Below are 23787 nucleotides of genomic sequence, written 5' to 3'. Positions count from 1 at the left end.
TGAACCAGGATTTCGATGTCGTACAGCGCGGTCGAAATCGCACTGAATTCGGCACTTTCGTGCGTTCATGGAAGGCGAGAAATCGGCTGCCGGTTTTCCCCGGGGCAGTGTGACACTCGACGGGTGACATTCGAGGTAAACGGATATCGCCTGCACGAGCTGAGGAAAGACCCCGCCGCGGTCGAGGGAGCGCTCGCCGCGCTGGACAAGCTCTTGTTCGAGGCCCATCAGCATATGGTCCAGCTCGGCAGGCACGATCTGGCCGATCGTCTCGCTGAACTGTCTCGCCGGCTGCGTGCGAGTGGAGAGGCAATCGACCTCACCTTCGACCTCGCCTTCCGCGAGCTATCCGACGAGTGCGCCACCGCGTGTGTCCATGCCGGGTATCCAGACGGTCTGCGGGACCGGAACGGGCAGATCTACTGGGACCTCGCCTGGGGCATCGTGCACGTAGTCACGATCCGGATCGGCGGCGTCGGCACAATCGCGCACTCGGGCGGCACGACCGACTGAACTCCGCCCACGTCGCCGCGCATCGAAGGTTCGAGCCGCCGCAATCACTCCGCGTGCTCGAGCACCGAGGCGGTTCAGGGGTGGCTGACCCGGTGAGCCCCGGTTTTTCCGGGCGTGCACGGGACCCACTCACTACCTACAGTTTGAAACGTCAATGTTTCTATCGTGTTTGGAGTTCCGATGCGTTCAACCGCGACCAAACTCGTCGCCGCCTCCGCCCTCGCGCTCGCGATCGTCGGGACACCGGCGATCGCGCACGCGGACACCGCGCCCGCCGTCGTACAGGGGGTAGCGGGATATTCCGGCTCATCCGGATCCGCGGATGGCTCGTCCGATGTGCTGGACCTGTTCAATCGGCGTGCCGGGGAAGACAATTGGGTGATCAATCTTATCGTGTTCCTGTTCCCGGACGCCTTCCGCCCCGGCCCATGCGGCGCCGCTCCCAGCTGCCAGGGCTGACATTCGATCATCCCATCGGCGACGGAGCGGCCCGGCCCCGGATCGACTCGGGCCGTTGATCTTCATCTCGCCCGCGCCGGCCGGTTCGACCGGCGCGGTATCCGAGGACCCTGCCGCCCAGGGCGCAGTTACCGTCGCTGGACCGGTAGCACTTGTTCAGGCCGCTGGGCGGGAATCCGACGACCTGGACCTGCGGGACGGAATGAGGGAGTCGATCCCCGCACGCAGGAAATCGGGCGAAGGCAGCACGGGTGTTTCCTCCAAGAAGCGCACCATATCGCCTCTGTAGACCCCTGCTCGAGCATTAACCGGGAGGGATCTGCTGTCTCTGAAACACCCCAGCACTGGCGAACTTTCAGGTGTGGCCAGGCCGGGACCGCCCGAACCCATGACGCTGCGGGGCAGACCCAGACACCCCCGTTGTCCTCAACGCCGCAGAGCGCGACCGGTTTTCGAGTCCGGACACGTGGCGAGCCGCTCGGGTGTGCCCTCGAACACGAGTTGCCCACCGTGGCGTCCCGGCCCGGGTCCGAGATCGATGACGTGGTCGGCCTGGCGGATGACATCGAGGTTGTGCTCGATGACCACCATGGTGTTGCCCTTGTCGACGAGGGTGCCGAGTAGCTCCAGCAGGGTGTCGATATCGGAGAGGTGCAGGCCGGTGGTCGGTTCGTCGAGGACGTAGAGGGTGTTGTCGCCGCGGCGGGTCAGTTCCTTGCCGATCTTCAGCCGCTGGCACTCGCCGCCGGAGAGAGTGGTCAGCGACTGTCCGAGGCGCAGGTAGCCCAGGCCGACTTCCTCGATACGGCGCAGCGGTCCGGCGACCCCCGGTTCCCGCAGGCGCGCCGCGGCTTCGGTGATGGTGAGGTCGTCGATATCGGCGATGGTCAGACCGTCCACCGTGTACCGGAGTACCTCCGGGGTGAAGCGCCGTCCGCCGCATGTTTCGCACACCGTTTCCTGGCCGTCCATGAAGGCCAGATCGGTATAGCTGACGCCGAGCCCCGTACAGGCGGGGCACGCACCGGCCGAATTCGCGCTGAACAGAGCGGGACTCACGTCGTTGCGGGTGGCGAACAGCCGCCGGACAGCGGGCGCGATACCGGCATAGGTGATCGGCGTCGAGCGCCGATTGGTGGTGACCGGACGTTGATCGACGACGGTGGCGGGATGGCGATCGGTCAATTCCGCTACCAGACTCGACTTCCCGGATCCGGCGACCCCGGTCAGCACCGTCAACACCCCGGTGGGAATATCGACGGTGAGCCCGCGCAGATTGTTTCGCTCGGCGTTGTCGATCCGCAGCTTGCCTGTGGGAGTGCGGTGTTCGCGTCGGATGCGGTGCTCTCGCAATCCCCGTCCGGTCGGGGTGTCGGCGGTGCGCAGCGCGTCGAACGGTCCCTCGAATATCACCTCACCGCCGGCGGTCCCCGCTCCCGGCCCGATTTCCACGATCCGGTCGGCGATACGCATGATCTCGGGATCGTGCTCGACGACAAGCACGGTATTCCCTTTGTCCCGCAACTGTTTCAGCATCCCGGTCAGTGACCAGACATCATGCGGATGCAGACCCATGGTGGGCTCGTCGAAGATGTACAGCATTTCGACGAGGCTGCTGCCGAAATGCCGCACCGTCTTGACGCGTTGTGATTCACCGCCGGAGAGGGTGCCGGTGGGCCGGGCCAGCGACAGGTAGCCGAGTCCGATATCGGTGAGCGCGATGAGTCGCTCGCGCAGGGCGGCCACCACCGATGCGACACTCGGATCCGAGACGCCCGCAACCACTTCGGCGAGTTCGGTGATCTCCATGCCGCTCATCTCGACGATGGTGCGGCCCAGCACCCGGGCCGAGCGGGCGGCGGCGTTCAACCGATCGCCACCGCAGTCCGGGCACGGCCGGGTGTGGGTGAACTTCCGGAGCACGGCCTGCTTACGTTCGGAGAGATCGTCCGCGGTGTGCAGGTAGACCCGTTCGAACCGCTCGATGACCCCCTCGTAGTCCTTCGGGGGACGGGTGCTCAGCCGTGTCGCCGCGGTTCCTCCGTACAGCAGCGCCTGTCGTTCGGACTCGGTCCACTCGCGCAGCGGAGTGGTCGCGTCGAACGAGCCGATGTCGGCATACTGCCGGTACCAGTACTGCCCGTCGCCGAAGCCCGGCAACAGGATCGCACCCTGCTCCAGTGACCTGTCCAGGTCCAGTACACGCTCGACGGCGGTGGACATCGTCTGCCCCAATCCCGAACAGGCCGGGCACATTCCGGCCGGATCATTGAACGAGAAGTGGTTCGACTCCCCCACGTGCGGGGTGCTGATCCGCGAGAACAGCAGGCGCAGATAGCTGTACACATCGGTGATGGTGCCGACGGTGGAGCGGGCATTGGCGCCGAGTCGCCGCTGGTCGATGACCACCACCGGTGACAAACCCTCGATGTGTTCCACCTCCGGCCGAGTCCAGCGTGGTAGCCGATTGCGCACGAACGGTGGGTAGTTCTCGTTGACCTGATATCCGGCTTCGGCGGCAATGGTGTCGAAGACCAGTGACGACTTCCCCGATCCGGAAACGCCGACGAAGACGACGAGGTTGTTGCGCGGCACATCGAGGTCTATCCGGCGCAGATTGTTCGTGCGGGCGCCACGAATGCGGACCGAGCGGTGTTGCGCGAATGTGGTCATGATTCGACGCTATCGACAGATGTGGCCGGATCTTGGCCGCAATCAGCGGCATGATGGAGCCATGGCCGATGTGACCCGTCGTATGCTCGAACTGCTGGCTCAGCTCCAGACGGGGCGGCGGTTCAGCGGTAAGGAACTGGCCGCTCGGCTCGAAACCAGCCCGCGCACTCTGCGCCGCGATGTGGAACGGCTTCGCGAGTACGGCTACCCGGTGTCGACACAGCCCGGGCCCAGCGGCTTCTATCAACTTGCCGCCGGCCGGACCCTGCCGCCGCTGGTACTCGACGACGACGAGGCGGTCGCCACGCTGGTCGGCCTGACCCTGCTGGGTGCAACGGCCCCACGAGAACCCGTACGCGGCAACGGATTCGCCCCCGCGGCCGACCGTGCCTTCGGCAAACTCGACCAATTCCTGCCGCATCGCCTGCGACCGGCCGTTGTCGCGCTGCGCGAAACCGTGGAGGCCGCACCACAGAACGCACCGGCGGTGCGACCGGAGGCACTGACCATCCTCGGCACCGCGGCGGCCCGGCACGAATACGTCACCTTCACCTACCTCGGCCGGGACGGACAGACCTCCCACCGCCGCGCCGAGCCGTACCGCACGGTCTACCTCCACCTGCGCTGGTATCTGCTGGCCTGGGACGTCCGGGCGGGCGACTGGCGTACCTTCCGCCTCGATCGGATCGACGCGATCGTGCCCACCGCAAGCCATTTCACCCCGCGCCCACTGCCGGCCCGGTCGGGCGCGGAGTATCTGCGTGCGGGGTTGAGCGCCGGCCGCCACCGTGCGGTCATCACCATCGAGACCTCCGCCGCCGCCGTCGCGGACGTCCTCAAATTCCAGGACTGCGAGATCGAGTCCCTGGGGCAGGACCGCTGCCGCCTGATCGTCCAGGTGGATTCGTTCCACTGGCTGATTCTCCAGGTCGGAATGATCGGCGCGGAATTCGCTATCGAGGAGCCCGCCGAGTTCCGCGATCACGCAGTCCGGCTCGCCGACCGGCTGCACCGGTCCGCCGAGCCCCGGCCCACGTAGGACGGATGTGGTACCCGTCCGGCCGGGGATGGGTACCGCCGCAGAGACTTCCGATCAGCGCGAGCTCGCGCCCCGCCGCCACAGGGCGATGCCGAACGCGGCGGCCAGTGCCACGACGGCGGCACCGCCGAGGATCCACCCCAGGTTGCTGCCATCGTCGCTGTCCTCGGTGGCCGCCGGGGCCGCCAGTGCGGTCGTGGGAGCCGGCGCCCCGCCGAAGGTCAGGGGGATCGAGGTCAGGATCTGGGTGGGGTTGGTCAGGCTGGTGACGCTGAGGGTGCAGGCGCCGGGGGCGGACTCGCAGTTGGTGGCGCCGACCGAGGCGGCCAGGACCAGGGTGCGTTTGCCGCCGTTGGGCTGCCACGCGCCCGTCGCGTCCGCCGCGCCGAGCAGGGCGCCCGAGAGGTTGCAGTCCGCGGGCGAGACGATCTGCGGCTTGCACTGGCCGACGGCGACGCTCGGGAGGTTCGCGGGCAGGCCGGCGAGCGTGACCGTGATCGACTGGCCGGCGGCAACGCCCGTCGATTGATCGGCCTGGAGCACGGGGTCCGCCGTGGCCGTCGGAGCGCCGCACGTCAGGGCCGCCGCGGTGGCGGCCGCGAGCAGCGCGACCCGCGCATCGAGTCTTCTCATTGTCATTTCTCCTCCGGGGACGTTCGCGACCGCCGCCGATCGGCGACCGCGATGGCGGAAACCAGGGCCAGCAGGACGGCGGTGGCCGTCCACAGTGGCGTCGAGGGACCCGAGACGTCGTCGTCCCGGGAAGTGGCGGGCGCGGGGAGCGCCGCCGCGGGCGGGCGGGTTCCTTGGAACACCACCGCGAGCTGTGCGGAATTGGCTTCGATCACCGCGGCGGGTTCGCTGCCGGGCAGCGGCGCCGCGGCGATCACGCAGGGCTGTGTGCCGCAATCGATGTCGTGAAAGCGCTGATGCGCGGTGAGGGTGACCGTCGGGAACGTGCCGTCGCCGGAGATGTTGACGAAGGTCGCGCCGCCCTCGAGATCGCAGTGCTTGATGCCGCTGGTGAAACCCTGTTTGCACAGGCCGACGGCCACGGCCGCGAGTCCGGGCCGGAAACCGCGCCCGTCCACGGTGATCCGCTGGCCCTCGGTGAGATCGGTATCCACGGAGATGGTGATGGCCGCACCGGAATCGGCGGCGGCGAGCGACGGCTGCCAGCTCGCACCGGCGACTACGGCCAGCACGGTCAGGGCTCGGGCGATGGCGGGACGGATCACGGGGTGTTTCCTTCCGGAGCGAGGCGAGCGGGCGCGAAAGGTCGTGGGGCGCGCACGCACATCAGCGCGGTGAGCAGCACCGGGAGCGACAGCAGCGTCACACCCGTTCCGGTACCGGCGCTCGCACCGATCAGCGCGACGAAACCAAGTCCCGCCAGGGCCGCGAGCACGGACAGCAGTCCGGTGTACACGGCCCGCGCGGGCGAAACAACTAATCCCGCAGCGGTATCCAGCGCCCGCGCACCGCACGCGGCCGCGCCCAGCGTCACCGCGAGGCCCAGCGTGAGAGTGACTCGGCCGGGCGCGGTCGCGATCAGCAGCGCTCCCCCGGCCGCCATGATCAGCGCGAGGGGTACCGCATCGGGTTCGACAGCGGGCAGCGCGGCGACCACGGTCGCCGGCGCCACCGCCAGCAGCAGCAACACGCACTGCTCGGCATCGAGCGCGTTCCAACGGAACAGCAACAGGTGCAGGCCCGGCAGCACCGTGCCGCCCACCGCGAGGCCGACGCCGGCATATCCGGCGACCAGCCTCCTGCTCCACCCGGGTGAGGTTGACTCACCGTCTGATCCGCGCCGAATGGAAACAGCTTGCGCGGCAACCGATTCTGGCAGCAGCACTACCGAGCCCAGTAGCACACAGGCGATTCCGGCGACCCGCAAGGCGGTTGCGGGCGCGGTGTCGGACAGTGCCGCCACCCCCGCTGCCACGCCGATCCCGCCCCACTGCGCGAGATGCCACCCGGTGAGCGTCCGCCCGCCCCGTGCCACCGCGCTCACCCGCCCGCACCCCAGCACCGGACCGGCGGCCAGAGCGGCGATCAGCACCGCGGCGGTGAAGACACCGACGTGCGTCACGCTCGCGGCGATCAGGATGGCCGCGCCGCTCACCAGGGCGAACAGTCCCGCACGACGCGGCGCGAGTGTCAGCCGCGGACCGAGAAGCGCTGCGCCGCAAGCGCACAGCAGCGCGGTCAGCGCAATGTAGCCGACGACCGCGCCTGGAATTCCCAATAGCCCGCCGAAGGGTTTGGCCAGCAGCACCAGCGCGCCGCCCGCCACCGGCCCGGCGAACATCCCGGCAACGAGCAGCGCCGCGGTGGCGCGGGACGAATCGGAGGTCACCATGTCACCCTCCTCTGGCGTTTCGCTGATGGAAACGCAGTTTCGGAATTGCCATATTGAACCCGCACCGCAATCGGGTGTCAAGGCCGGGCCGCGCCGAAACAACACGGCAACAAGGCACTTCGGTTACCGGGGATTTCGGGAACGTGAAAATCCCTACCAGCGCTGGACAGAACTCCGACGCGGGTACAGAATCGGCTCTATTGGAAACGCTGTTTCGATGTACGAAACAGAATCCCACACCGAAGGAGGCCGGCGGATGATCCGAGTCGCGGCCGCACAACTGGCCGCGGGCACCGATGTCGCGGCCAACCTCGACGCCTGCCTGCGCATGATCGACGCCGCCGCGGACGCGCGAGCCGAACTCGTGGTGCTGCCCGAGTTCTGTAACCACCTATCCTGGTACGACGACCGCGTTCACGCGCACCGAATGGCCTGCCGAATCCAGGACCCCTTCCTCACCGCCATCGCCGACCGCGCCTGTCGCCACGCGATCTACGTCAAGATCGGCGTCACCCTGGCCCGCGACGACGGCCGCACCACCGGCACGAGCCTGCTCTTCGGCCCGGACGGCGCCCTGCTCGGCGAATCCGACAAACAGATCCTGATGGGCGCGGAGAACGATTACCTCGACCCCGGACTCGACGATTCCCCGGTGATCGAGACCCCCCTCGGCCTAATCGGCATGTACGCCTGCATGGAGGGCGTCATCAACGAGGTCACCCGCTCGCTCACGGTCCGCGGCGCACAGCTGCTGCTCAACAGCCTCAACTCCTTCGCCATCGACGAAGCGGGCCTGCACATTCCCGTGCGCGCCGCCGAGAACAAGGTCTGGGTGGTCGCCGCCAACAAGATCGGCCCGCTGCTGCCCGGCGATCAGCTGCCCGCGATCGCCGACCGGCTCGGCGTGCCCCCGGATCGGCTGCACGGGGCCGGGGAAAGCCAGATCGTCGCACCGGACGGGACCTGCGTGGCCATGGCGCCGGCCGCCGGTGAGGCCCTCGTCTTCGCCGACATCGACCTCACCCGCGCCGATGACAAACACCGGCCCGACGGCACCGACGTGATCGCCGCGCGCAGGCCCGCGATCTACACCCCGTTGCGCGCGGACGCCCTGCGCAACGCCGCCCCCGGTGCGGACCATCTCACCGCGGCCGTCAGCGTCCCCGATCCGCACGCCATCGCCCGCATGGCCCCCGACCTCGATCTGATCGTGCTGCCCGAGCTGGCCGCGGTGACCGTTCCGGAAATCGTTCGCGCACTCGCGAATACGTCCTGCCGCGTGGTGACCTCGCTCCGCGCGGGCGGCGCACACCACGGGGTACTCATCGACGCCGGCGGAGTGGCGGGACGGCAGCCGCAACTGCACCCCACCGCCCGCCATCCGTGGCTGACCGAACCGGGCGACGAGCTCACCGTATTCGCCCTGCCCTGGGGCAGACTCGCGCTCGTGGTCGGCGACGACGCGCTGTTCCCCGAGACCTTCCGCCTGGCCGCGGTGCAGGACGCCGACGTGGTCGCGGTGGCCCACACTCCGGGCGAGGAGTGGGAACTGCGGCTGGGCCTGCCCGAGCGATCGGCGGAGAACCGGCTCAACATCGTCGCCGCCGGGTTCGCCCCCGATCGGGCGCTGGTCGGCGGAATCTACGGCCTGAGCCCGGATTTCACCCTGTGGTCCGCCTGGCGCGGCCCCTTCACCGGCGTGATCAGCCACCCGGAGGTCACCCCGGTCCCGCCGGGCGCCACCGCCGTCCGCGCGACGATCCGCCCCGCCCAGGCCGTCAACCGGCTGGTCTCCCGGGGCACCGACCTCGTCGCCGGACGACCCCGCCGGCCCATGGACGCCATGACCGGGCAGCGATGAGAAGGCGCACGGAACAACGACCCGCACAACCCGACCGGAGCGAAGATGAGTGAAACCGTGCAACACGTCGAGCAGATGGTCGACGAGAACCCCCGCACCGACGTCACCGCGACGTTCCAGGAGTGGCGCGACCTGCTGACCGGCCTCCGATCCCGCATCGCCGAGCGCTTCGAGCTCGTCCGCGATCCGAGCACCGAGGACCTGGAAAGCTACGGCGACCCGGCCACCGGCCCCGCGGGCAGCCTCGCCGCCTACTCCGGACCCGAGATCGACTGGCTGGTGCACTCCTGGATCGGTGATCCCCGAACCGGATTCGTCAATCTGCACCTCACCGCGTGGCTGGGCCCGCAGATCCGGGTACCGCACTTCGGTTCGGCGCTGCTGCTGTGGCCCGAGGGCTGGTTCTACGTGGACGCCATTCCGCGCGGCGACATCATCGGCGACGGTGCGTATTTCGACTCCTACTACGCCGAGAACGACGCGCCCTGGCTCGATTTCAAGCAGGAGCACCCGGACTTCACCTGGTTCACCAGCCGCACCGGCTTCATTCGAGGCAGTCTGTCACCGACCGCGCACTGTTACTCCTTCCCCGCGACCCGGCCCAATCTGGACACCGTCGCGGACCTGCTCACCGCCCGCGTCGAGCAGTGGCTGGGCTGGGTGGCGACGGCCGAACCCGTTGCGGCCGAAGACCGTCCGGCACTGGCCGCACGGGATCTGGCCGTGCGGCGCAACATCGCCGAACGCGACCCCGCGAACGTCATGGGCGAGCGGCTCTTCGGACCCGAACTCACCAACCGGCTCGTACGCGCGCTCTGGGGCGGCGACCGCGAACTACCCCGGCCCTGAACGCTCTTCCTGAAAGGCAGGACCGCATGGCCCTGATTCGATCCCTGTGGTGGGCCGCACGCACCGGCGGCGAATCCCCCTTCGACACCGCACATCTCAAGGTGTACTACCCGGCGACAGCGAGCGGGGACGACGCCGAACGGCTGACGGGCGTCTTCGCTCCCGATCCCGCGCGGACCCCGCTGCCGGTCGTGGTGTTCCTGTCCGGGGTCAACGTCGGCCAGGACTCCTACCGCCGCTACGCCACCGCCGTGGCCGAGGCGGGCTACGCGGTGGTGACCATGGATCGGGTCGCCGAGTTGTTCGGCGGGCAGCGGGGTCTGACCCCCGGGGTCGACCTGGACGCCGCTCGCCCCGACGCCTACGGCACCCGGCCCACCTGTCCCGCGATCGGGGCGATACTCGAGGCGCTGGCCGAGCTGAACGCTTCACCACCCCTGCGCGGCGCGCTCGACCTGGAACGGGTTGCCCTGGGCGGGCATTCGGCGGGCGGCACCGTCGTGTTGCAGTCCGCACGCTACTTCCCCTCCGTAGCAGCGGTGTTCGCCTGGGGCGCGCACACCATGGTCGCCACCATGCTGGGCTGGGATCCCGGGACCGTGCTGCCGGCCCAGGTGAATTGCCCGGTGCTGCTGGGCGTGGGCGACGACGACGGCGTCATCCGGGGCAGCGCGGACCGCTACGGCGAAGACGGCGCGGATCGCCCCGACCCCGTGCGGCGCACCTTCGACGAGGCGCTGCCCGCCGGTGAGCATCTGCTGGCGGTCGTGCCGGGCGCCAATCACTTCGGCATCGCCGACGCCGACCCGACGGCCGCGCGCGCCTTCCTCGACGGCCCCGGCGGGATCGACGCGGTCGCGCCGTTCGCCCGTCTCACCACGCTCTTCCTGCACGCGCACCTGCGCGGCGATCCCGCGGCGAAAACCGCACTGGCCCGGCTCGGCGACGAGCCACCCGAGACCGGCATCACGCTGATTCGCCGATAGGAGCACCCGACGATGTTGAAGAACTTCTGGTACGCGGTGGAATTCGCCGATCAGGTCACCCGGGAACCGCGCAAGGTGACCTGCCTGGGACAGGACTTCGTGCTGTACCGGACACAGGCCGGGAAGGTGGTGTGCCTGTCCGACCTGTGTGTGCACCGCGGCGGCGCGCTGTCGATGGGCACGGTGACCGGCGACTGCATCACCTGCCCGTATCACGGCTGGCAGTACGACGCCGAGGGCGCGTGCGTGCGCATCCCGGCCAACGCCGCCGAGCGGAACATCCCGCGCAAGGCCCGGGTGGACAACTACCCGACCCGCGAACAGGACGGCATGGTCTGGGCGTTCCTCGGTGATCTGCCCGAGGCCGAACGCCCGCCGATCCCGGATCTCCCGCAGTGGAGCGATCCCGCGTTCAAGGCCGTGCAGTACGAGATGGTGATCGACGCCAACTACGAGCGCACCTTCGAAAACGTCGTCGACGCCTCGCACACCCCGTTCGTCCACGGCACATCCTTCGGCAACCCCGACAAGCCGGAGATCCCGGATTTCCGTGTGCGGCAAACGGAGTGGTCGGCCGAAGCCGATATCGAACTGAGCCCGCCGCTGCCCAAGGGCCTGTGGGGCGTGCTGGCCCGGCGCCGGCCGCGACCGGAGTACGTGACCGTCACCAACGCCTGGTACCTGCCGAACATCGTGAAGCTGCACGTGCGCCTGCCGATCGGCGACCTGATCCTCTACGACTTCAATATCCCGCTCTCCCAGGACAAGACGCTGATCAAGATCCTGGGCTTCCGGAACTTCTTCACCGGGGACTGGGCCGACGCCAACACCCGCAAGCGGATCGAGAAGATCCTGCTGCAGGACCGGCCGGTCGTGGAGGCGCAGCGACCCGAACTGCTGCCGTTCGATCTGTCCGACGAGTTGCACGTGCGCAGCGACGCCCTGCAGGTCGCCTACCGGCGCCGCCGGCTCGAACTGATCAAGATGGGCTGGTGGGTGGGCGGCGACGACATCATCACCGGTGACGCGCCCCGCCGCACCGCGACCGTCATCCCCTCCCCCGGCCGCCGCGACAATCCCGAATTGGCCAGTGCCTGGGTGCACAAGGCCCGAACCGGAGGCGATCCCCGATGACCACGACCAGCCTGCCCACCGCGCTCAGCGAGCGCACACTCGACGCCCTGACCGCGGCGCTGCACCTCGACACCACCGAGGACATCCCGCTCACCAGTGCGATGTCCCCCGACCCGGTCGGCCGGCTGCGCGTGCTGCGCGGCGGCCCGATCGACAAGGCCGTGACCGTCGATCTGGTGGTCCCGCCGCTGGGCCTGGACAGCCACATGGTGTTCGCGTTCACCGGAAGCGATTCCGCGGTACCGCATTTCACGCTGGACTCGGTGTTCGCCGGTGAGTATTACGCCATGCACCTGGACCTGATTCCCCGCGCGGACCTGGCGGTGCACCTGGACTACCTGGACGCCGCGTTCCTGCCGCTGACGCCACTGCTGGAACAGGCGTGGCAGCTCACGGGTGTCTCCCCCGCCGCGATCGGCCCGCGCCAGCGCGCGATGATGTCACCGTGGATGCTGGTGTGCCGCGCCACCTCCGAAGCCTTCGGCGAACTCACCGAGACCGTGGACGCCTACCTCGCGCACTGGCTCACGCTGCTGGACAAGGGCGTTCCCGCCGTGCAGGCCGATCTGCCCGGCCGGGATCGCGCCAACCGCGCGAATCTCTTCAGCCCCGCCGTCGATCCGGTCTGGGCGCAGGTCACCCGGCTGCTCGGGGCCGAACAGTGCGAGCGCGTGCGCGGGGAGCTGGTGGCATGAACGCGCCCAGCGCCTTTCAGCAGCGCATCGCCGGCGAGTGGGTGGGGCGGCCGTCCCTGTTCGACGCCGCGGGCACCTGGCAGGGCTTCGAGGACATCCGGCGATCCTCGGTCCACACGGACGGGACCACCACCTACTACATGGACGGCGGCCTGACCGGCGGCGGGCCGCTCGCGGGCCGCTTCGCGCTGGGCGCGCCGTTCGCCTTCGGCGTGCTCGACACCGGCGGCGACCGCGTCTACACCGGCCCGGACTTCTTCGGCTCCGGACAGCCCTACGGCGGGTTCGTCGACGCCAACTACTACGGACCCGGCTGGCAGGTATCGCTCAACACATGGAATCAGACGATCGACGACACCCAGGTGTATTCGTCGGTCCTGTACCAGGGTCCGGCGATGGTCGGGGTCTTCAACGGGGTGTACACCCGCGACCCGGACCTGGCCGAGGCCCGCGTCGAACACGAAACACGGTGCGGTGCCACGGTTTTCCGGGTGCCGACCAAGGACAAGAGCCGCTACGCCGGCGAGCTCGAACTGTGGGGCGTCGATCAGCGCTCGCTCGGACCGGTCCGCATGGAGCTCGAGATCGACCCGGTCAGCCTGGTGGTGGCCGACCACCGGCTGACCATCTCCGGGGCGATGGAATCGAGTTCACGGTTCACCGTGCGCCGGGACGGAGTGCGCTCGTTCCACGAGGGCCCCGACATCTGGGGCAACGGAAATTCCTACGGCCGCGCGCATTTCGTGCGGCTGCACACCGCCGACGGCCGTCGCCTGCACGGCCGCGAGTTCATGCTGGACGCCGAACCCGGCATGGGCGCGGGCGGGCACATGGCCGTGGTCTACCACCTGTTCGAGCACAACGGCCTGACCGCGGTCATGCACGGAACCCTGGAGCGAGCATGAGCACGGTCGTGATCACCGGCGGCACCCGCGGCATCGGACTGGGGATGGCGCGCGCACTGCTCGCGGGCGGCCACCGGGTGGCGATCTGCGGTACCGATCCCGAGCGGGTCGAGAAGGTACGGGCCGAGCTGTCCGGGGAGGCGGTGGTGCTGACCGCCGACGTCACCGACCGCGAGCAGTTGCGGCACCTCTGGGACGCGGCCGCGGACCGATTCGGCGGCGTCGACATCTGGATCAACAACGCCGGCATCTCCCACGATCGAAAACCGCTGTGGGAGCTGCCCGCGGCCACAGCGCAGCAGGTGATCACCACTAATCTGCTGGGCGTGATCAATGGATCCGCGGTGGCGGTGGCGGCGATGGCGGACGCGGGCGGCGGGCACGTCTGGAACATGGAGGGGCTGGGCAGCGACGGCCGCACCGTGCCAGGATTGGCCGCCTACGGCGCGAGCAAGCGCGCGGTCACCTACCTGACCCGGGCGCTGAGCAAGGAAGCGCCGCCGGGCGTCTCGGCCGGACTGCTCAGTCCCGGCATGGTGGCCACCGATCTGCTCACCCACGGCTACGACGACCCCGCCGAACTCGCCAAGGCGCGCAAGGTGTTCAACATCCTCGCCGACACCGTGGACACCGTCGCCCCGTGGCTGGCCGAACGCGCGGTCTCGCGCGCCCGCAACGGCGCGCACGTGCGCTGGCTGACCACGCCGAAGGTGATCGGGCGGTTCGCGGCAGCTCCGTTCCGGCGTCGCGATCTGTTCGCCGGATGAGCGCGGACGTCGACTACCCGGTGTCCCTCGCGGTGGAGGACTTCGTGCCGGTGCTGTTCACCACCGCCGGGGTCCTGCTGCTGGGACGCATCGTGCCGCCCGCTCGCGCGGTGGCCGCGGCGGTGCTGATCGGCGCGGGCGGATTCGCCAAGGCCACCGCGAAACTCATCGCCGCGGCGGGCGGACCGGATCTGCCGTGGTTGCGCGGCATGCTGTTTCCCTTCCTCGCGCTCGGATTCGGGGTGCTGTGCCTGGAATTGGCGCGGCTGCGGCAGGGATCGACGCCGCGCTGGCTCGCGGTGACGGTGCCGGCGCTGCTCACGCTCTGCGCGCTGGGCGCGGTGGCCGCGCGCGACCCGATACCCATGCTCGTGAGCACCACGGTCTTCGCGACCATCACCGGCGTCTACCTGATAGATCGGGCCCGCTCCCAGGGCGACACGGTGAGCGCCGGGCTGTTCGGGCTGCAACTGCTGGGGTTCTTCATCCTCGGGCCGCTGGCCTCGCGCGAGGACCAGACGGTGGCGTTGCAATGGGTCGAGCAGTCGTGCAACACCGTCGCCCAGGTCGCCTTCCTCATCGGCGCGTGGCGCATCTCGGCCACGGCCCGAACGACCGCCGACACCGGCAAGGAGATGATCCGATGACCGACGCCCTGGGCTGGCGCCGCAAGTTCGGGGTGATCGCGCCCTCCACCAACACCATCGTGGAACCGGATTTCTACCGCATGACGGTGCCCGGCGTGACCTCCCACTTCAGCCGCATCCACATCCGCGATCAGAACATGAGCGACGACGCGGGGATGACCCGGCTGCTCGAGCAGATCCGCGCCGAGATCGGCGGGGCCTGCGCGCGGGTGCTGACCTGCGAACCCGACTACATGGTCATGGGCATGTCCGCCGAAACCTTCTGGGGCGGAATCGAAGGCAACCGCCAGTTCATCGAGCAGATCCAGCAGGCGACGGGGCTCGAGGTGGCGACGGGGGCCGAGGCATGCCGGCGCGCGCTGCAGCTCTACGGCGCGGAACGGATCGGCCTGGTGACGCCGTATCAGCCCATCGGGGACGAGAACGTCGTGCGGTTCTTCGGCGAACTGGGGTTCGAGGTCAAGAACATTCGGGGATTGCGCTGTCCCACGGCCGTTTCCATCGCCCATGTCGGCGAGAACGAACTGCGGGAGGCGCTGCTCGAGGTCGACGGTGACGACATCGACGCGCTCGTGCAGTGCGGTACGAACCTGTCGATGGTGCGCCTGGCCGACGAGGCCGAGCGCTGGCTGAGCAAGCCGGTGATCGCGATCAATGCCGCGACCTGGTGGATGGCGCTTCGCGACAACGGTATCGAGGACCGCATCGAGGGCGTGGGCGGGCTGCTGCGCGAGCATTGATCGCCGTGCGCGGTTCCGCGGTATGGGGCCCGAGCCCGCGCCGGTCGGCGCGGGTCCGCCAGCATCCGATCCGGGCGGGGTTGCGCCCGGTCAGCGCGGTCCGCCAACCGATCCGAGTAGCCGGTGCGCCTGGCGAATGACGGCCAGGTCGACCATGCGCCCATCCTCGTCGAGGACCACCCCGCCGGCGGCGTCCTCGAAGCGGGCAACCATCGCGCGTGCTCGGTCCAGTTCGGAGGTGGTGGGCGTGAACACCTCGTTCACCACCGGCACCTGCGTCGGGTGTACGCACGCGCGGCCGCGAAATCCCATGCGTGCCAGCGCGATCGTGGACTCCCGCAGTTTCTCGAGATCGCGGAAGTCCGTACGGACCGGCCCCAGCGGCGGGGCGATGCCCGCGGCCGCCGCGGCCAGCACCACCTGACTGCGCGCCCACAGTAGTTCGCGTTCGTCCGCGCCCGGCGTCACGCCGAGTTCGGCACACAGATCCGCCTCACCCAGTTGCAGCCGGGCCACGCGCGGTGCGGCGGCGATCGTGCGCGCGTCCAGCACCGCCGTCGCGCTCTCGAGCAGCGGGCACACCCCGATGCGGTCCGGTACGCGCTCGTGGTCGTGCAGCACGCGCACCGCGTCTCGAACCTGCCGGGCGGATTCGGTCTTCGCCAGGCACACCGCGTTCACCGCGGGCAATGCCACCGCCCGGAGGTCGTCGTGCCCGAACTCCCCCGGGTTCACCCGGACCCAGATCGACCGCCCGGCCGGTCGCCCGGACAGCCACGAAGCCACCTGCTCGCGGGCGAACTCCTTGTCCGCCAGGGGTACCGCGTCCTCGAGGTCCAGGAGCACCACATCGGCCGGACCGGCGGCCGCCTTGTCGAACAGCTCGGGCCGGTTGCCGGGGACGTACAGCGCCGAACGCACCGGGGCCGCCGCGGGATGCATCAGTGCTCCCGCAGCAGCGCACCGAGGCCCTCGACGCGATCATCGATACCGTGCTGGCGCAGTGCGTGCCACAGCGTGGCGGTGTTGATGGCGACCACGGGCTTGCCGAGTTCGGACTCCAGCTGCACGGCCAGGTTCACGAACGACAGATTCGTGCCCACCTGAACGATCGCCTCCACACCGGGCGCATCGAGGTCGGCGACCACTCGCCGCAGGCGGTCGTCGCCCACCCTGGCGATATCCATCGCCGTGGGACAGCGCAGGCCGGTGATGGCGGCGACGTCGAAGCCGGCTTCGGTGAAGAACCGGCCGACCTCGCGATCGGCGATGGGCTGATACGGCGAGAACACCGCGATCCGGCGACATCCCAACGCGCGCAGCGCCGCTCGGCACGAACTCGCACCGGTGGTCACCGGTAGCCCGGTGCGCTCGCGCAGGCGGCGCTCGAACGCGGCATTGCCCTCGGCCCCGCCCCAGAAGGTCTCTGCGGACATGCCCATGACCATCCGGTCGGGCTCGGCGGTGAGCACATCGCGGACCGCGGTATCGATGGAGGCGCGAATCTGCCCGAGCAGGGCCTCGAAGTCCGCGTCGTCGCCCATCACCGGGTTCGGGATGTACATCGACCCCGCCCGGTAGGCGATCCCTGGCAGACCCGCACGCCAATAGTCGTGCTCTACAACGGTATTCGTGCTGGGCACGATCACGCCGAAGACGGCGCGCGTACCGACGACATTGGTCATTCGACCGTCCTTCGCGGAGTTTCGATCAGGATGGTGCCCTCAGGAGGCGACCCGGGCCAGGAAATCGTCGACGGCGCGCTGCGCCCGATCGCGGTCGGCCGGTCGCTCGAGCAGCAGCGCGTCCACCAGCAGCGGCGAAACGATCGCCATGACAACCTCTTCCACGGCCTCGTCGCCGTGGACGCCGACCACGCGCACCGCGGCACGGAAGGGAGCGAGCAGGTCCATGACGTAGCGCTGGCGCAGCAGCGCGCAGTCCGGATCGCTCGCCGAGGCGGTGACCAGTGCACGCAGGAACGCCGCGACCGGCTTGTCCCGCAGGCGATCACACAGCAGGTCGACTTCGGCGCGCAGGTCCGCGACCGGGTCGCCGGAGGGTCGAGCGGGCGGATGCGGCGCGACCTCGATCAGCGCGGCCAGAAAGGCCCGGGGGCCGGGCCAGTGCCGGTAGATCGTGCTGCGCGAGACGCCCGTAATCGCATGCAGGCGTTGCGGAGTCAGCGCCACGGCCCCTTCGCGCAGCAGCAGTTCCAGGGCGGCGGTCAGCACCGCGGCCTCGGTCTCGGTCGCGGGTCCGGCGGGGCGTCCAGGTCGGCTCACAGCAATAAACGATACATCTTGTTTTGGTTATTGATAAGCAGTACATTCCGTATCGGAAATACTTCTTCTCCGAGGAGCGCCCCATGCGTCCACACGTAGAACTCGTCGACGAGAAAGATCTGATCTGGCACCTCGCCGAATTCCAGAACGCCACCGGCACAGCCGAACAGCGCAACCTCAGCTATGACGAGGAGGACGGGTCCGCCTCGCTCAAGGTGCGCTTCACCGGCGACTGGTCCCGCCCGGCCGGGGTGCATCACGCGGACACCGAATGGTTCGTGCTGTCCGGGTCGGTCACCATCGGCGACACCGAACTCGGGGCCGAAGGCTTCTGGATGGCGCCCGCCGGGGTGCTCACCCCGGCCATCTCGGTCACCGCGGGCACCGAGATCCTGCTGTGCCGCGAACACGGCGACTGGCGGTTCGACCCGGCCGACGCCGATCTCGACTCCGTGCGTCCCGACCAGCGGCTCACCGTGCTCGACACCGCCGCTATGCCGTGGATCGACGTCAAGGACGGCAGTCCGATGCGCTTCGACCTGGGTGGCACCCCCGTGCCCGGGCTGTACATCAAGCTGCTGCACCGCGACGAGAAGACCGGCTTCTACACCCGGCTGATCAAGGCCAAGCCCGGCTGGCGCGAGGAGCCGCTGGCACACCACCCGTGCAGCGAGGAGGCGTACTGCCTGGACGGGGGTTTCGACTACAACTACGGAAAGATGTGGCCGGGAACGTATTTCTGGCGACCCAAGGGAATTCGGCACGGGGACTTCACCGCCGACGCCGAGCGGGGCTGTACCTGGATCGTGCGTTCGGACGCGGATCTGGTCGACTGGTACACCGATAACGCCAGCGTGGTCATGTCCGGCGATGCCACCAACTGGGGTCCGGATTTCCCGCACAGCATGTCCCCGCGGTACATCGAGCCGGTCCGCTCGCGCTCGATCGGGCCGTGGACCACACCGTCCTACCAGTAGGCCCCGGGGGTACGCGCGGTCGTGTCGTCGGCGGCGAGGCGGTTCGGCTTGACAGCACCCCGCGCGTGCCCCCTAATTGTCACCCAATAAACGAAACGCCGTTTCTTCAAGGGAAACAGGCAATCGCCGTGGGAGTCACCATGTTCCACCGAGGCCCGGCCTTCACCGCCGTCACCGCCCTGCTCACCGCCGTACTGTGCACCGGAGCCACCGCGGCGGCCACCACCGAACTCAGCGGAACCATCGCCATCCCCTGCGCCGCGGGGGTGCTGGAACAGGACACCTCCTGGTACCTGCCGGACGGCGAGCCGACCGGGCTGATCTGGCTCCAGCACGGATTCGCCCGCACCAACGCCAATGTCGCCGCGCTGGCGACCGCGTTCGCCGACGCGGGCTACCTCGTCTTCGCACCCAGCCTGCCGTTCATGAACTTCACCGGGTGCACGCTGCAGAACCTCGGCGACAACACCGCATTCCTGCGCAACGTGACGGCGCTTTTCGGCGGCGCGGGCGACGCGACCGGACCGCTGGCCGCCAGCCTCGCCGACGCCGCGCGCAGGGCGCAGCGGCCGGCCCCCGCCCTGCCGACCGATCTGGTGTTCATCGGGCACTCCGCCGGTGCGGAGGCCGTGCTGTTCGTCGCCGACCTCCTGCGTGCCCTGCACCCCGAAACCTGGACGGCACTACGGGGTTTGGTGCTGCTGGACCCGGTGCGCTCGTTCATCGGCGACAACATCGACCGCGCGCTGACCTCGCTCGACGCGACACGGCTGCCCGTGCTGTCCATCTCCGCACCACCGTCGGCGTGCAACAGTCTCGGCCTGGGCACCCTGGCGGTGCGCACCCGGCTGCATCGCCCGTTCGTCGGCGTCGAGTTGCAGGCGGGCGCACACACCGACGCCGAAGGCGACAGCTCGGACTTGCTCGGCGAATTGCTGTGCGGCACACCGTCCGCCGTCAACGCGACCGCGGTTCGAACCCTGGCCCTGGCGTGGACCCACGACTACATGACCGGGACGAACACGTCCGACTACTACCCCGCCACCGCGGGCGCGCCGATCGCCGCCGCGCCCACCGCCCGCGTCCTGACCGGTTACTGAGCCGCGCCGCGCGACGTCACTCGCACCAAGACCCCGGAGATTTCATATGCTCGCCCCGGTAATCCGCACCCTCGCAATCCTTTTCGCAGCCTGCTTCGGCACAGCGCTCCTCACCGCGCCCCCGGCGGCCGCCGACCCGGAGGACACCGAACTCACCGCCGCCGGCACGAGCGGCGAACTGTGCCGCCGCGCGCAGATCGAGTCCGCGAACCTGCACTCGAATCGCTTCTACCGCCGGGGCGGCGAACTCCAGGACACCGCCTACCCCGATCTCGCGTCCTTCGCGTCGTCGAAGCCACAGGTCCAGCCGCTGACCGTCACGCACTACACGACCTACGAAGACGCGGGCGCGACACTGCCGAAACAGGTGCGCTGCAAGGGGAAGTCCGCCGACCACATCAACGCGGTGTACGGCGAGAACACCGCCGGCCCCGAGGGCACCTGCGCGGCCGCCAACCGCCGCACGCTACGCGAGGTAGCCCGCTCCCTGACACCGCAGGAGCGCAAGGCCCTGAAGTACCGCCCCAACGACGTCGTGCTCGATGCGGACACCGAGGCTACGACCGGCCAGCAGTGGCTAACCGACTTCCCCACGGCGACCATCGATTCCGCCGGCAGACTGCACCTCCCGTCCAGCTCGCTGTTCGTGCCCTTGGATACGCCCGGGATACCGGAAGCCTTCAAGGGCCAGCACTACTGCACGCTGGTCGCACCGTCCCATCTGCTGCGCCTGCTGTCCGGCACGGTCACGCCCTGAGCAGCCTGCGCGCCCGCTCTACTTCGCCGGATTCGGTCATGCGCCAGGGTGGCGCCGGTGACACATACGACTTGCAGGCAGGATCAAACCCCGACCTCGGGACGACCTGACTGAACTGGTGAAAGCTCAGAGGGTCGCGGTCCACGCAGGCGGTCGTCGGCGCACGCGAGGTGCGGGCTGGCAGACTCGGCCTGTGTCTACCAGTGACGACGAGCGCACACTCGACGAGCAGCCAACCGCCGATGGGCGTGCCGCACGCACGACAGGCCGAATAGTGTTGGGGCTGGGCAGCCTCGGAACCTTGTTCGGGCTGTATGTGCCACTGATGAACCACCCCGGCAACGTGGAGAGCTACTCATTATTCGAATCCGCCAATGATCTGGGCACACCCGGAGTGTGGCTGGTACTCGCGGGATCGGCGGCCCTGCTGCTCGTTGCGACACTGCTGTTCGACAGAGTCCAGACCCGCACGACACTCGGGGCGATGCTCGTACTCGCATGTCTTCAGGCGGTCGGCGCACTGACGGTCAGCCTGATCGGCTACACCCTGATCTGGTCACACACACGCGACGCCATCCGCGCCGAACTCGGCAGCAAGGTTCTTGCCGAGGCCGACTTCACCGTCGCTGCCGCCATTCCGCTCCTCTCCCCCGCCTTGATACTCGCCGGCGCGATCTGGTGGTGTCTCAACGCACCTAACCAGCCGCAACGGAACAGATAGCAACACGGCACCGAAAGCCAGCCACGGTTCCCGGACGAAGTCACCGAACAGCCTGCAGGTTAGATCCTTCGAGGCAACCTGGCTGTCCAACAGCCAGGGACTGCTGCACGCTCGGGCACGGACTCGAGCAGGCGACGAATCGAGCCAGGACCGTTCACCAGCGCGGGTACCGGGTGATTGTGGATCCATTCTTCGAGTTCGGCACGCACACAGGTCGCGGTTGTGAAGCCGCACTTAGAGCGCCCGAGAGTGGGCTGAAGTTCCTCGATGATCATGCGGTTCACTGGTCGGTGGTTGTCCGCATAATCGTCACCATGGCCCGCGTGCAACCGATCCCGATACCCGCCCAACTGCTCGAGCGCTTCGGTGTGACTCCCGCAGACAGCGCCACGGCAGAGTTCAAGTACACCCATCGCGATGTGCAATTCACGGCCGACGGACAGTACATGATCACGCTGTCGCATATCTACGCGGGTACCAAGCCTTGGCGGAGCATCGATTCGATGACTCTGGGATGCTCCGTGATCACCCGGTACGGACCCGATGGCACCCCCGTTGCCGCTGCGATCGGCGCATGCGCCGATGAAGACGGCAATCCCTCGCGCCTGGAGCGTCGTGTGGACGCGACGGTGTGCGCACTTCCCGACGGCACAGTGACAATCAGCAACCACAACGACCACACTTATCTGCTGGCCGAGGATCTCAGCGCCGTGCACGCCGCTTATACCCAGCCCGTGGACGTCCCGCCCGCCGAGCGAGATGGTTTAGTGCCCAATTCTTTTGTGTCCGCGATCCGGCGAACCCCGGGTGGGCGGCTGCTGTGCGTGGCGGAGGAATGGGATGTGTACTACTACGGCTCGACCCGGAGTTTGCTCGGTATCGCCGATGACCCGCTCACCTCGACCTCGCGCCCAATGGTTACCACGTTCGCCGCGCTCGATGACCGCATCGAACGGCAAACCCCGCATCATCAACGGCCCTACCTCCTGTTCGAAAGCTCTCCTGTATTCGGTGCGCACCGGCCGCAGCCGACACTGGCCGCACTGGTACCGCGGGGTGAGGAAACGTCCTGGATGAGTCCGGACCGCCCACCGACACTGCACACTCCCGAGCCGTTGGCCGACGACCGGTTCGTCGTGCCACTGTTCAGCAAGACCTTGCGCAGCGGCGGACGGGGACTGCCGTTTGTGTTCGCGATCCTCGACGACACGGGCAAGCTCCATGGACGACTCGAAGGTTTGGACCCCTACCGGCACAGCCCGTTTGCCGGGCAACACGATCGGGTGACCACCGACCCCGGACGAGGACTCGTCTACCACCTGAACCGGTCCGGCCTCTTCATCTGGGCCGGGGACGGTACCCTGCTGGCTCACCTCGACACCGGAATCAAAGAGTTCGGGCCGTTGACTCATTTCGAGCTGCGCGGATGCGCACCCGACGGCGATTTGGTGTTGGTCCATCCCAAACAGCATCTGCTGCTTCGGATCCCGATTCACAACCCGAACGACCCGCGCCCATCGGTGCTGGAGGCGATACACCAATACCCTCGTCAGCGCACCGCGTTGAAGAAGGCGCACACACCGACGGGCTGGGGCTGGACCTGGGAACCAGATCAGCTGCACTATCTCTAGCCCAGCTCGACTTGAGTTCCGCGGGCAGTGAAAAGTTCGCGCGAAGAGCTTTGGCCAGGCGCGGTGAACCGCCCACGGTATGCCTAGAGGATCACCTCGATGCCGTGAGAACGGAGTACATCCCGCAGGTGCGGTGCGAGCCAACTTGCGCCGAGCACTCGCTTGAGATTGGGCAGCAGGGATAGATCATCGAGAGTGGCGACGTCGAACTGATCAGTCTCGCCCTCCCAATCGGGCGAGCATTCGAAATACACCCGGCACGCGGCGTCAAAGATCAACTCCTCGATGCCGGCGAGCAGCTCCGCTGGCAGGTCCAGGTTTTCGAAGTACTGCCGTGCATCAGGTACAACCTGGTCTGGATAGTTCTCGTCGGCGTAGAGCCAGACGTCGCCGGTGATACCGCGGGCTCGTAATGCTTCGTCAAGCGACCACGGGGGAAGCTTCGGTTCGCGCCCGTACATCAGCACCTCGATCACGGCGAGCTTGACGTTGAAATCCATGAACACGATCTCAAAGTAGCGCGGGAGTGTGACCATGAATCGATCGTCGATCCGAATCGAGCACCCTGTTCGATCTTCCCGGTGCAATTGCACGCTCCTGCCGCTGATCGCGCTGGCTGAGCCGACGAACGTGGCCATAGCGAAGGGCGACGGCCGCTGGGTGTCTCCGAGCCGTCAAGGTGT

Annotated in this window: 25 protein-coding genes; 17 read left to right on the top strand and 8 right to left on the bottom strand. The window is 68.4% G+C overall.

The features are described from left to right. The first annotated feature begins 123 nt into the window (after positions 1-123). The gene (locus ACWDOP_RS03260) at positions 124-513 is read left to right on the top strand and encodes a hypothetical protein (RefSeq protein WP_456343696.1); all 390 of its coding nucleotides are present in this window, start codon (positions 124-126) and stop codon (positions 511-513) included. Between the two features lie 180 nt (positions 514-693). Continuing rightward, entirely contained in the window at positions 694-972 is a 279-nt protein-coding gene (locus ACWDOP_RS03255) for a hypothetical protein (RefSeq protein WP_456343695.1), read from the top strand. 426 nt (positions 973-1398) lie between these two features. Here the strand turns inward: ACWDOP_RS03255 and ACWDOP_RS03250 are convergent, their stop codons facing one another. Beyond that, positions 1399-3645 (bottom strand): ATP-binding cassette domain-containing protein, encoded by a 2247-nt coding sequence (locus ACWDOP_RS03250; RefSeq protein WP_456343694.1) that lies wholly within the window; start codon positions 3643-3645, stop codon positions 1399-1401. A 61-nt stretch (positions 3646-3706) separates the two neighbouring features. On the opposite strand from ACWDOP_RS03250, the gene ACWDOP_RS03245 reads away from it, so the two are divergent. Continuing rightward, complete coding sequence (locus ACWDOP_RS03245) at positions 3707-4684, top strand: helix-turn-helix transcriptional regulator (RefSeq protein ID WP_456343693.1); 978 nt, start codon at positions 3707-3709, stop codon at positions 4682-4684. Between the two features lie 54 nt (positions 4685-4738). On the opposite strand, the gene ACWDOP_RS03240 is transcribed toward ACWDOP_RS03245, so the two are convergent. From ACWDOP_RS03240 to ACWDOP_RS03230, 3 genes are read right to left on the bottom strand one after another with little or no spacing between them, the layout of a single operon-like run. After that, entirely contained in the window at positions 4739-5317 is a 579-nt protein-coding gene (locus tag ACWDOP_RS03240; RefSeq protein WP_456343692.1) for a neocarzinostatin apoprotein domain-containing protein, read from the bottom strand. 2 nt (positions 5318-5319) lie between these two features. Beyond that, positions 5320-5922 (bottom strand): neocarzinostatin apoprotein domain-containing protein, encoded by a 603-nt coding sequence (locus ACWDOP_RS03235; RefSeq protein WP_456343691.1) that lies wholly within the window; start codon positions 5920-5922, stop codon positions 5320-5322. After that, positions 5919-7049 (bottom strand): hypothetical protein, encoded by a 1131-nt coding sequence (locus tag ACWDOP_RS03230; RefSeq protein ID WP_456343690.1) that lies wholly within the window; start codon positions 7047-7049, stop codon positions 5919-5921. The genes ACWDOP_RS03235 and ACWDOP_RS03230 overlap by 4 nt, the downstream gene beginning before the upstream one ends. A gap of 256 nt (positions 7050-7305) precedes the next feature. On the opposite strand from ACWDOP_RS03230, the gene ACWDOP_RS03225 reads away from it, so the two are divergent. The 9 genes from ACWDOP_RS03225 to ACWDOP_RS03185 are packed head-to-tail and all read left to right on the top strand — an operon-like array spanning position 7306 to position 15633. Further along, entirely contained in the window at positions 7306-8910 is a 1605-nt protein-coding gene (locus ACWDOP_RS03225) for a nitrilase-related carbon-nitrogen hydrolase (RefSeq protein ID WP_456343689.1), read from the top strand. Positions 8911-8955: 45 nt separating this feature from the next. Next, entirely contained in the window at positions 8956-9759 is an 804-nt protein-coding gene (locus ACWDOP_RS03220; RefSeq protein WP_456343688.1) for an oxidoreductase, read from the top strand. Between the two features lie 26 nt (positions 9760-9785). Beyond that, on the top strand, positions 9786-10745 hold the full coding sequence (locus ACWDOP_RS03215) for an alpha/beta hydrolase family protein (protein ID WP_456343687.1): 960 nt from the start codon (positions 9786-9788) through the stop codon (positions 10743-10745). A gap of 12 nt (positions 10746-10757) precedes the next feature. Continuing rightward, entirely contained in the window at positions 10758-11879 is a 1122-nt protein-coding gene (locus ACWDOP_RS03210; protein WP_456343686.1) for an aromatic ring-hydroxylating dioxygenase subunit alpha, read from the top strand. Further along, complete coding sequence (locus ACWDOP_RS03205; RefSeq protein ID WP_456343685.1) at positions 11876-12574, top strand: hypothetical protein; 699 nt, start codon at positions 11876-11878, stop codon at positions 12572-12574. The genes ACWDOP_RS03210 and ACWDOP_RS03205 overlap by 4 nt, the downstream gene beginning before the upstream one ends. Further along, the gene (locus ACWDOP_RS03200) at positions 12571-13479 is read left to right on the top strand and encodes a hypothetical protein (protein WP_456343684.1); all 909 of its coding nucleotides are present in this window, start codon (positions 12571-12573) and stop codon (positions 13477-13479) included. The genes ACWDOP_RS03205 and ACWDOP_RS03200 overlap by 4 nt, the downstream gene beginning before the upstream one ends. Continuing rightward, positions 13476-14246: an SDR family oxidoreductase gene (locus ACWDOP_RS03195; protein ID WP_456343683.1), complete on the top strand. Its 771-nt coding sequence runs from the start codon at positions 13476-13478 to the stop codon at positions 14244-14246. Before ACWDOP_RS03200 ends, ACWDOP_RS03195 begins: the two co-directional genes overlap by 4 nt. Further along, positions 14243-14893, top strand: coding sequence for a hypothetical protein (locus ACWDOP_RS03190; protein WP_456343682.1), 651 nt, complete (start codon positions 14243-14245; stop codon positions 14891-14893). Before ACWDOP_RS03195 ends, ACWDOP_RS03190 begins: the two co-directional genes overlap by 4 nt. Beyond that, positions 14890-15633, top strand: coding sequence for a maleate cis-trans isomerase family protein (locus tag ACWDOP_RS03185; RefSeq protein WP_456343681.1), 744 nt, complete (start codon positions 14890-14892; stop codon positions 15631-15633). The genes ACWDOP_RS03190 and ACWDOP_RS03185 overlap by 4 nt, the downstream gene beginning before the upstream one ends. A gap of 90 nt (positions 15634-15723) precedes the next feature. On the opposite strand, the gene ACWDOP_RS03180 is transcribed toward ACWDOP_RS03185, so the two are convergent. The 3 genes from ACWDOP_RS03180 to ACWDOP_RS03170 are packed head-to-tail and all read right to left on the bottom strand — an operon-like array spanning position 15724 to position 17918. Beyond that, a complete protein-coding gene (locus ACWDOP_RS03180; protein WP_456343680.1) occupies positions 15724-16575 on the bottom strand; it encodes an HpcH/HpaI aldolase/citrate lyase family protein in 852 nt (283 codons plus the stop codon). After that, the gene (locus tag ACWDOP_RS03175; RefSeq protein WP_456343679.1) at positions 16575-17318 is read right to left on the bottom strand and encodes a maleate cis-trans isomerase family protein; all 744 of its coding nucleotides are present in this window, start codon (positions 17316-17318) and stop codon (positions 16575-16577) included. Before ACWDOP_RS03175 ends, ACWDOP_RS03180 begins: the two co-directional genes overlap by 1 nt. 39 nt (positions 17319-17357) lie before the next feature. Next, complete coding sequence (locus ACWDOP_RS03170; RefSeq protein WP_456343678.1) at positions 17358-17918, bottom strand: TetR/AcrR family transcriptional regulator; 561 nt, start codon at positions 17916-17918, stop codon at positions 17358-17360. 83 nt (positions 17919-18001) lie between these two features. Between ACWDOP_RS03170 and ACWDOP_RS03165 the strand changes: the two genes are divergently transcribed. From ACWDOP_RS03165 to ACWDOP_RS03145, 5 genes are all read left to right on the top strand, one after another. Beyond that, the gene (locus ACWDOP_RS03165) at positions 18002-18895 is read left to right on the top strand and encodes a DUF4437 domain-containing protein (RefSeq protein ID WP_454206963.1); all 894 of its coding nucleotides are present in this window, start codon (positions 18002-18004) and stop codon (positions 18893-18895) included. A 140-nt stretch (positions 18896-19035) separates the two neighbouring features. Next, positions 19036-19995 (top strand): alpha/beta hydrolase, encoded by a 960-nt coding sequence (locus tag ACWDOP_RS03160; protein ID WP_456343677.1) that lies wholly within the window; start codon positions 19036-19038, stop codon positions 19993-19995. 46 nt (positions 19996-20041) lie between these two features. Further along, the gene (locus ACWDOP_RS03155) at positions 20042-20752 is read left to right on the top strand and encodes a hypothetical protein (RefSeq protein WP_456343676.1); all 711 of its coding nucleotides are present in this window, start codon (positions 20042-20044) and stop codon (positions 20750-20752) included. 193 nt (positions 20753-20945) lie between these two features. Continuing rightward, positions 20946-21473 carry a hypothetical protein gene (locus ACWDOP_RS03150; RefSeq protein WP_456343675.1) on the top strand — a complete coding sequence of 176 codons (528 nt, stop codon included), beginning with the start codon at positions 20946-20948 and terminating at the stop codon, positions 21471-21473. A 314-nt stretch (positions 21474-21787) separates the two neighbouring features. After that, positions 21788-23104, top strand: coding sequence for a hypothetical protein (locus ACWDOP_RS03145; protein WP_456343674.1), 1317 nt, complete (start codon positions 21788-21790; stop codon positions 23102-23104). A gap of 83 nt (positions 23105-23187) precedes the next feature. Here ACWDOP_RS03145 and ACWDOP_RS03140 read toward each other — a convergent pair whose 3' ends face one another. Beyond that, positions 23188-23742 carry a DUF6892 domain-containing protein gene (locus ACWDOP_RS03140; RefSeq protein WP_456343673.1) on the bottom strand — a complete coding sequence of 185 codons (555 nt, stop codon included), beginning with the start codon at positions 23740-23742 and terminating at the stop codon, positions 23188-23190. Positions 23743-23787: the final 45 nt, after the last annotated feature.

This window comes from Nocardia sp. NPDC003693 (assembly GCF_053981095.1).
The sequence above is the reverse complement of the archived record's forward strand: the minus strand, read 5'-3'. Positions and strand labels throughout refer to the sequence as shown.

Bases quoted from the DNA above. Each gene is read 5' to 3' on its own strand.
- ACWDOP_RS03200 (WP_456343684.1), top strand. From the start codon at position 12,571: ATGAACGCGCCCAGCGCCTTTCAGCAGCGCATCGCCGGCGAGTGGGTG.
- ACWDOP_RS03205 (WP_456343685.1), top strand. From the start codon at position 11,876: ATGACCACGACCAGCCTGCCCACCGCGCTCAGCGAGCGCACACTCGAC.
- ACWDOP_RS03210 (WP_456343686.1), top strand. From the start codon at position 10,758: ATGTTGAAGAACTTCTGGTACGCGGTGGAATTCGCCGATCAGGTCACC.
- ACWDOP_RS03195 (WP_456343683.1), top strand. From the start codon at position 13,476: ATGAGCACGGTCGTGATCACCGGCGGCACCCGCGGCATCGGACTGGGG.
- ACWDOP_RS03175 (WP_456343679.1), bottom strand. From the start codon at position 17,318: ATGACCAATGTCGTCGGTACGCGCGCCGTCTTCGGCGTGATCGTGCCC.
- ACWDOP_RS03245 (WP_456343693.1), top strand. From the start codon at position 3,707: ATGGCCGATGTGACCCGTCGTATGCTCGAACTGCTGGCTCAGCTCCAG.
- ACWDOP_RS03240 (WP_456343692.1), bottom strand. From the start codon at position 5,317: ATGAGAAGACTCGATGCGCGGGTCGCGCTGCTCGCGGCCGCCACCGCG.
- ACWDOP_RS03190 (WP_456343682.1), top strand. From the start codon at position 14,243: ATGAGCGCGGACGTCGACTACCCGGTGTCCCTCGCGGTGGAGGACTTC.
- ACWDOP_RS03230 (WP_456343690.1), bottom strand. From the start codon at position 7,049: ATGGTGACCTCCGATTCGTCCCGCGCCACCGCGGCGCTGCTCGTTGCC.
- ACWDOP_RS03225 (WP_456343689.1), top strand. From the start codon at position 7,306: ATGATCCGAGTCGCGGCCGCACAACTGGCCGCGGGCACCGATGTCGCG.
- ACWDOP_RS03155 (WP_456343676.1), top strand. From the start codon at position 20,042: ATGCTCGCCCCGGTAATCCGCACCCTCGCAATCCTTTTCGCAGCCTGC.
- ACWDOP_RS03145 (WP_456343674.1), top strand. From the start codon at position 21,788: ATGGCCCGCGTGCAACCGATCCCGATACCCGCCCAACTGCTCGAGCGC.
- ACWDOP_RS03180 (WP_456343680.1), bottom strand. From the start codon at position 16,575: ATGCATCCCGCGGCGGCCCCGGTGCGTTCGGCGCTGTACGTCCCCGGC.
- ACWDOP_RS03165 (WP_454206963.1), top strand. From the start codon at position 18,002: ATGCGTCCACACGTAGAACTCGTCGACGAGAAAGATCTGATCTGGCAC.
- ACWDOP_RS03185 (WP_456343681.1), top strand. From the start codon at position 14,890: ATGACCGACGCCCTGGGCTGGCGCCGCAAGTTCGGGGTGATCGCGCCC.
- ACWDOP_RS03255 (WP_456343695.1), top strand. From the start codon at position 694: ATGCGTTCAACCGCGACCAAACTCGTCGCCGCCTCCGCCCTCGCGCTC.
- ACWDOP_RS03140 (WP_456343673.1), bottom strand. From the start codon at position 23,742: ATGGCCACGTTCGTCGGCTCAGCCAGCGCGATCAGCGGCAGGAGCGTG.
- ACWDOP_RS03220 (WP_456343688.1), top strand. From the start codon at position 8,956: ATGAGTGAAACCGTGCAACACGTCGAGCAGATGGTCGACGAGAACCCC.
- ACWDOP_RS03160 (WP_456343677.1), top strand. From the start codon at position 19,036: ATGTTCCACCGAGGCCCGGCCTTCACCGCCGTCACCGCCCTGCTCACC.
- ACWDOP_RS03250 (WP_456343694.1), bottom strand. From the start codon at position 3,645: ATGACCACATTCGCGCAACACCGCTCGGTCCGCATTCGTGGCGCCCGC.
- ACWDOP_RS03215 (WP_456343687.1), top strand. From the start codon at position 9,786: ATGGCCCTGATTCGATCCCTGTGGTGGGCCGCACGCACCGGCGGCGAA.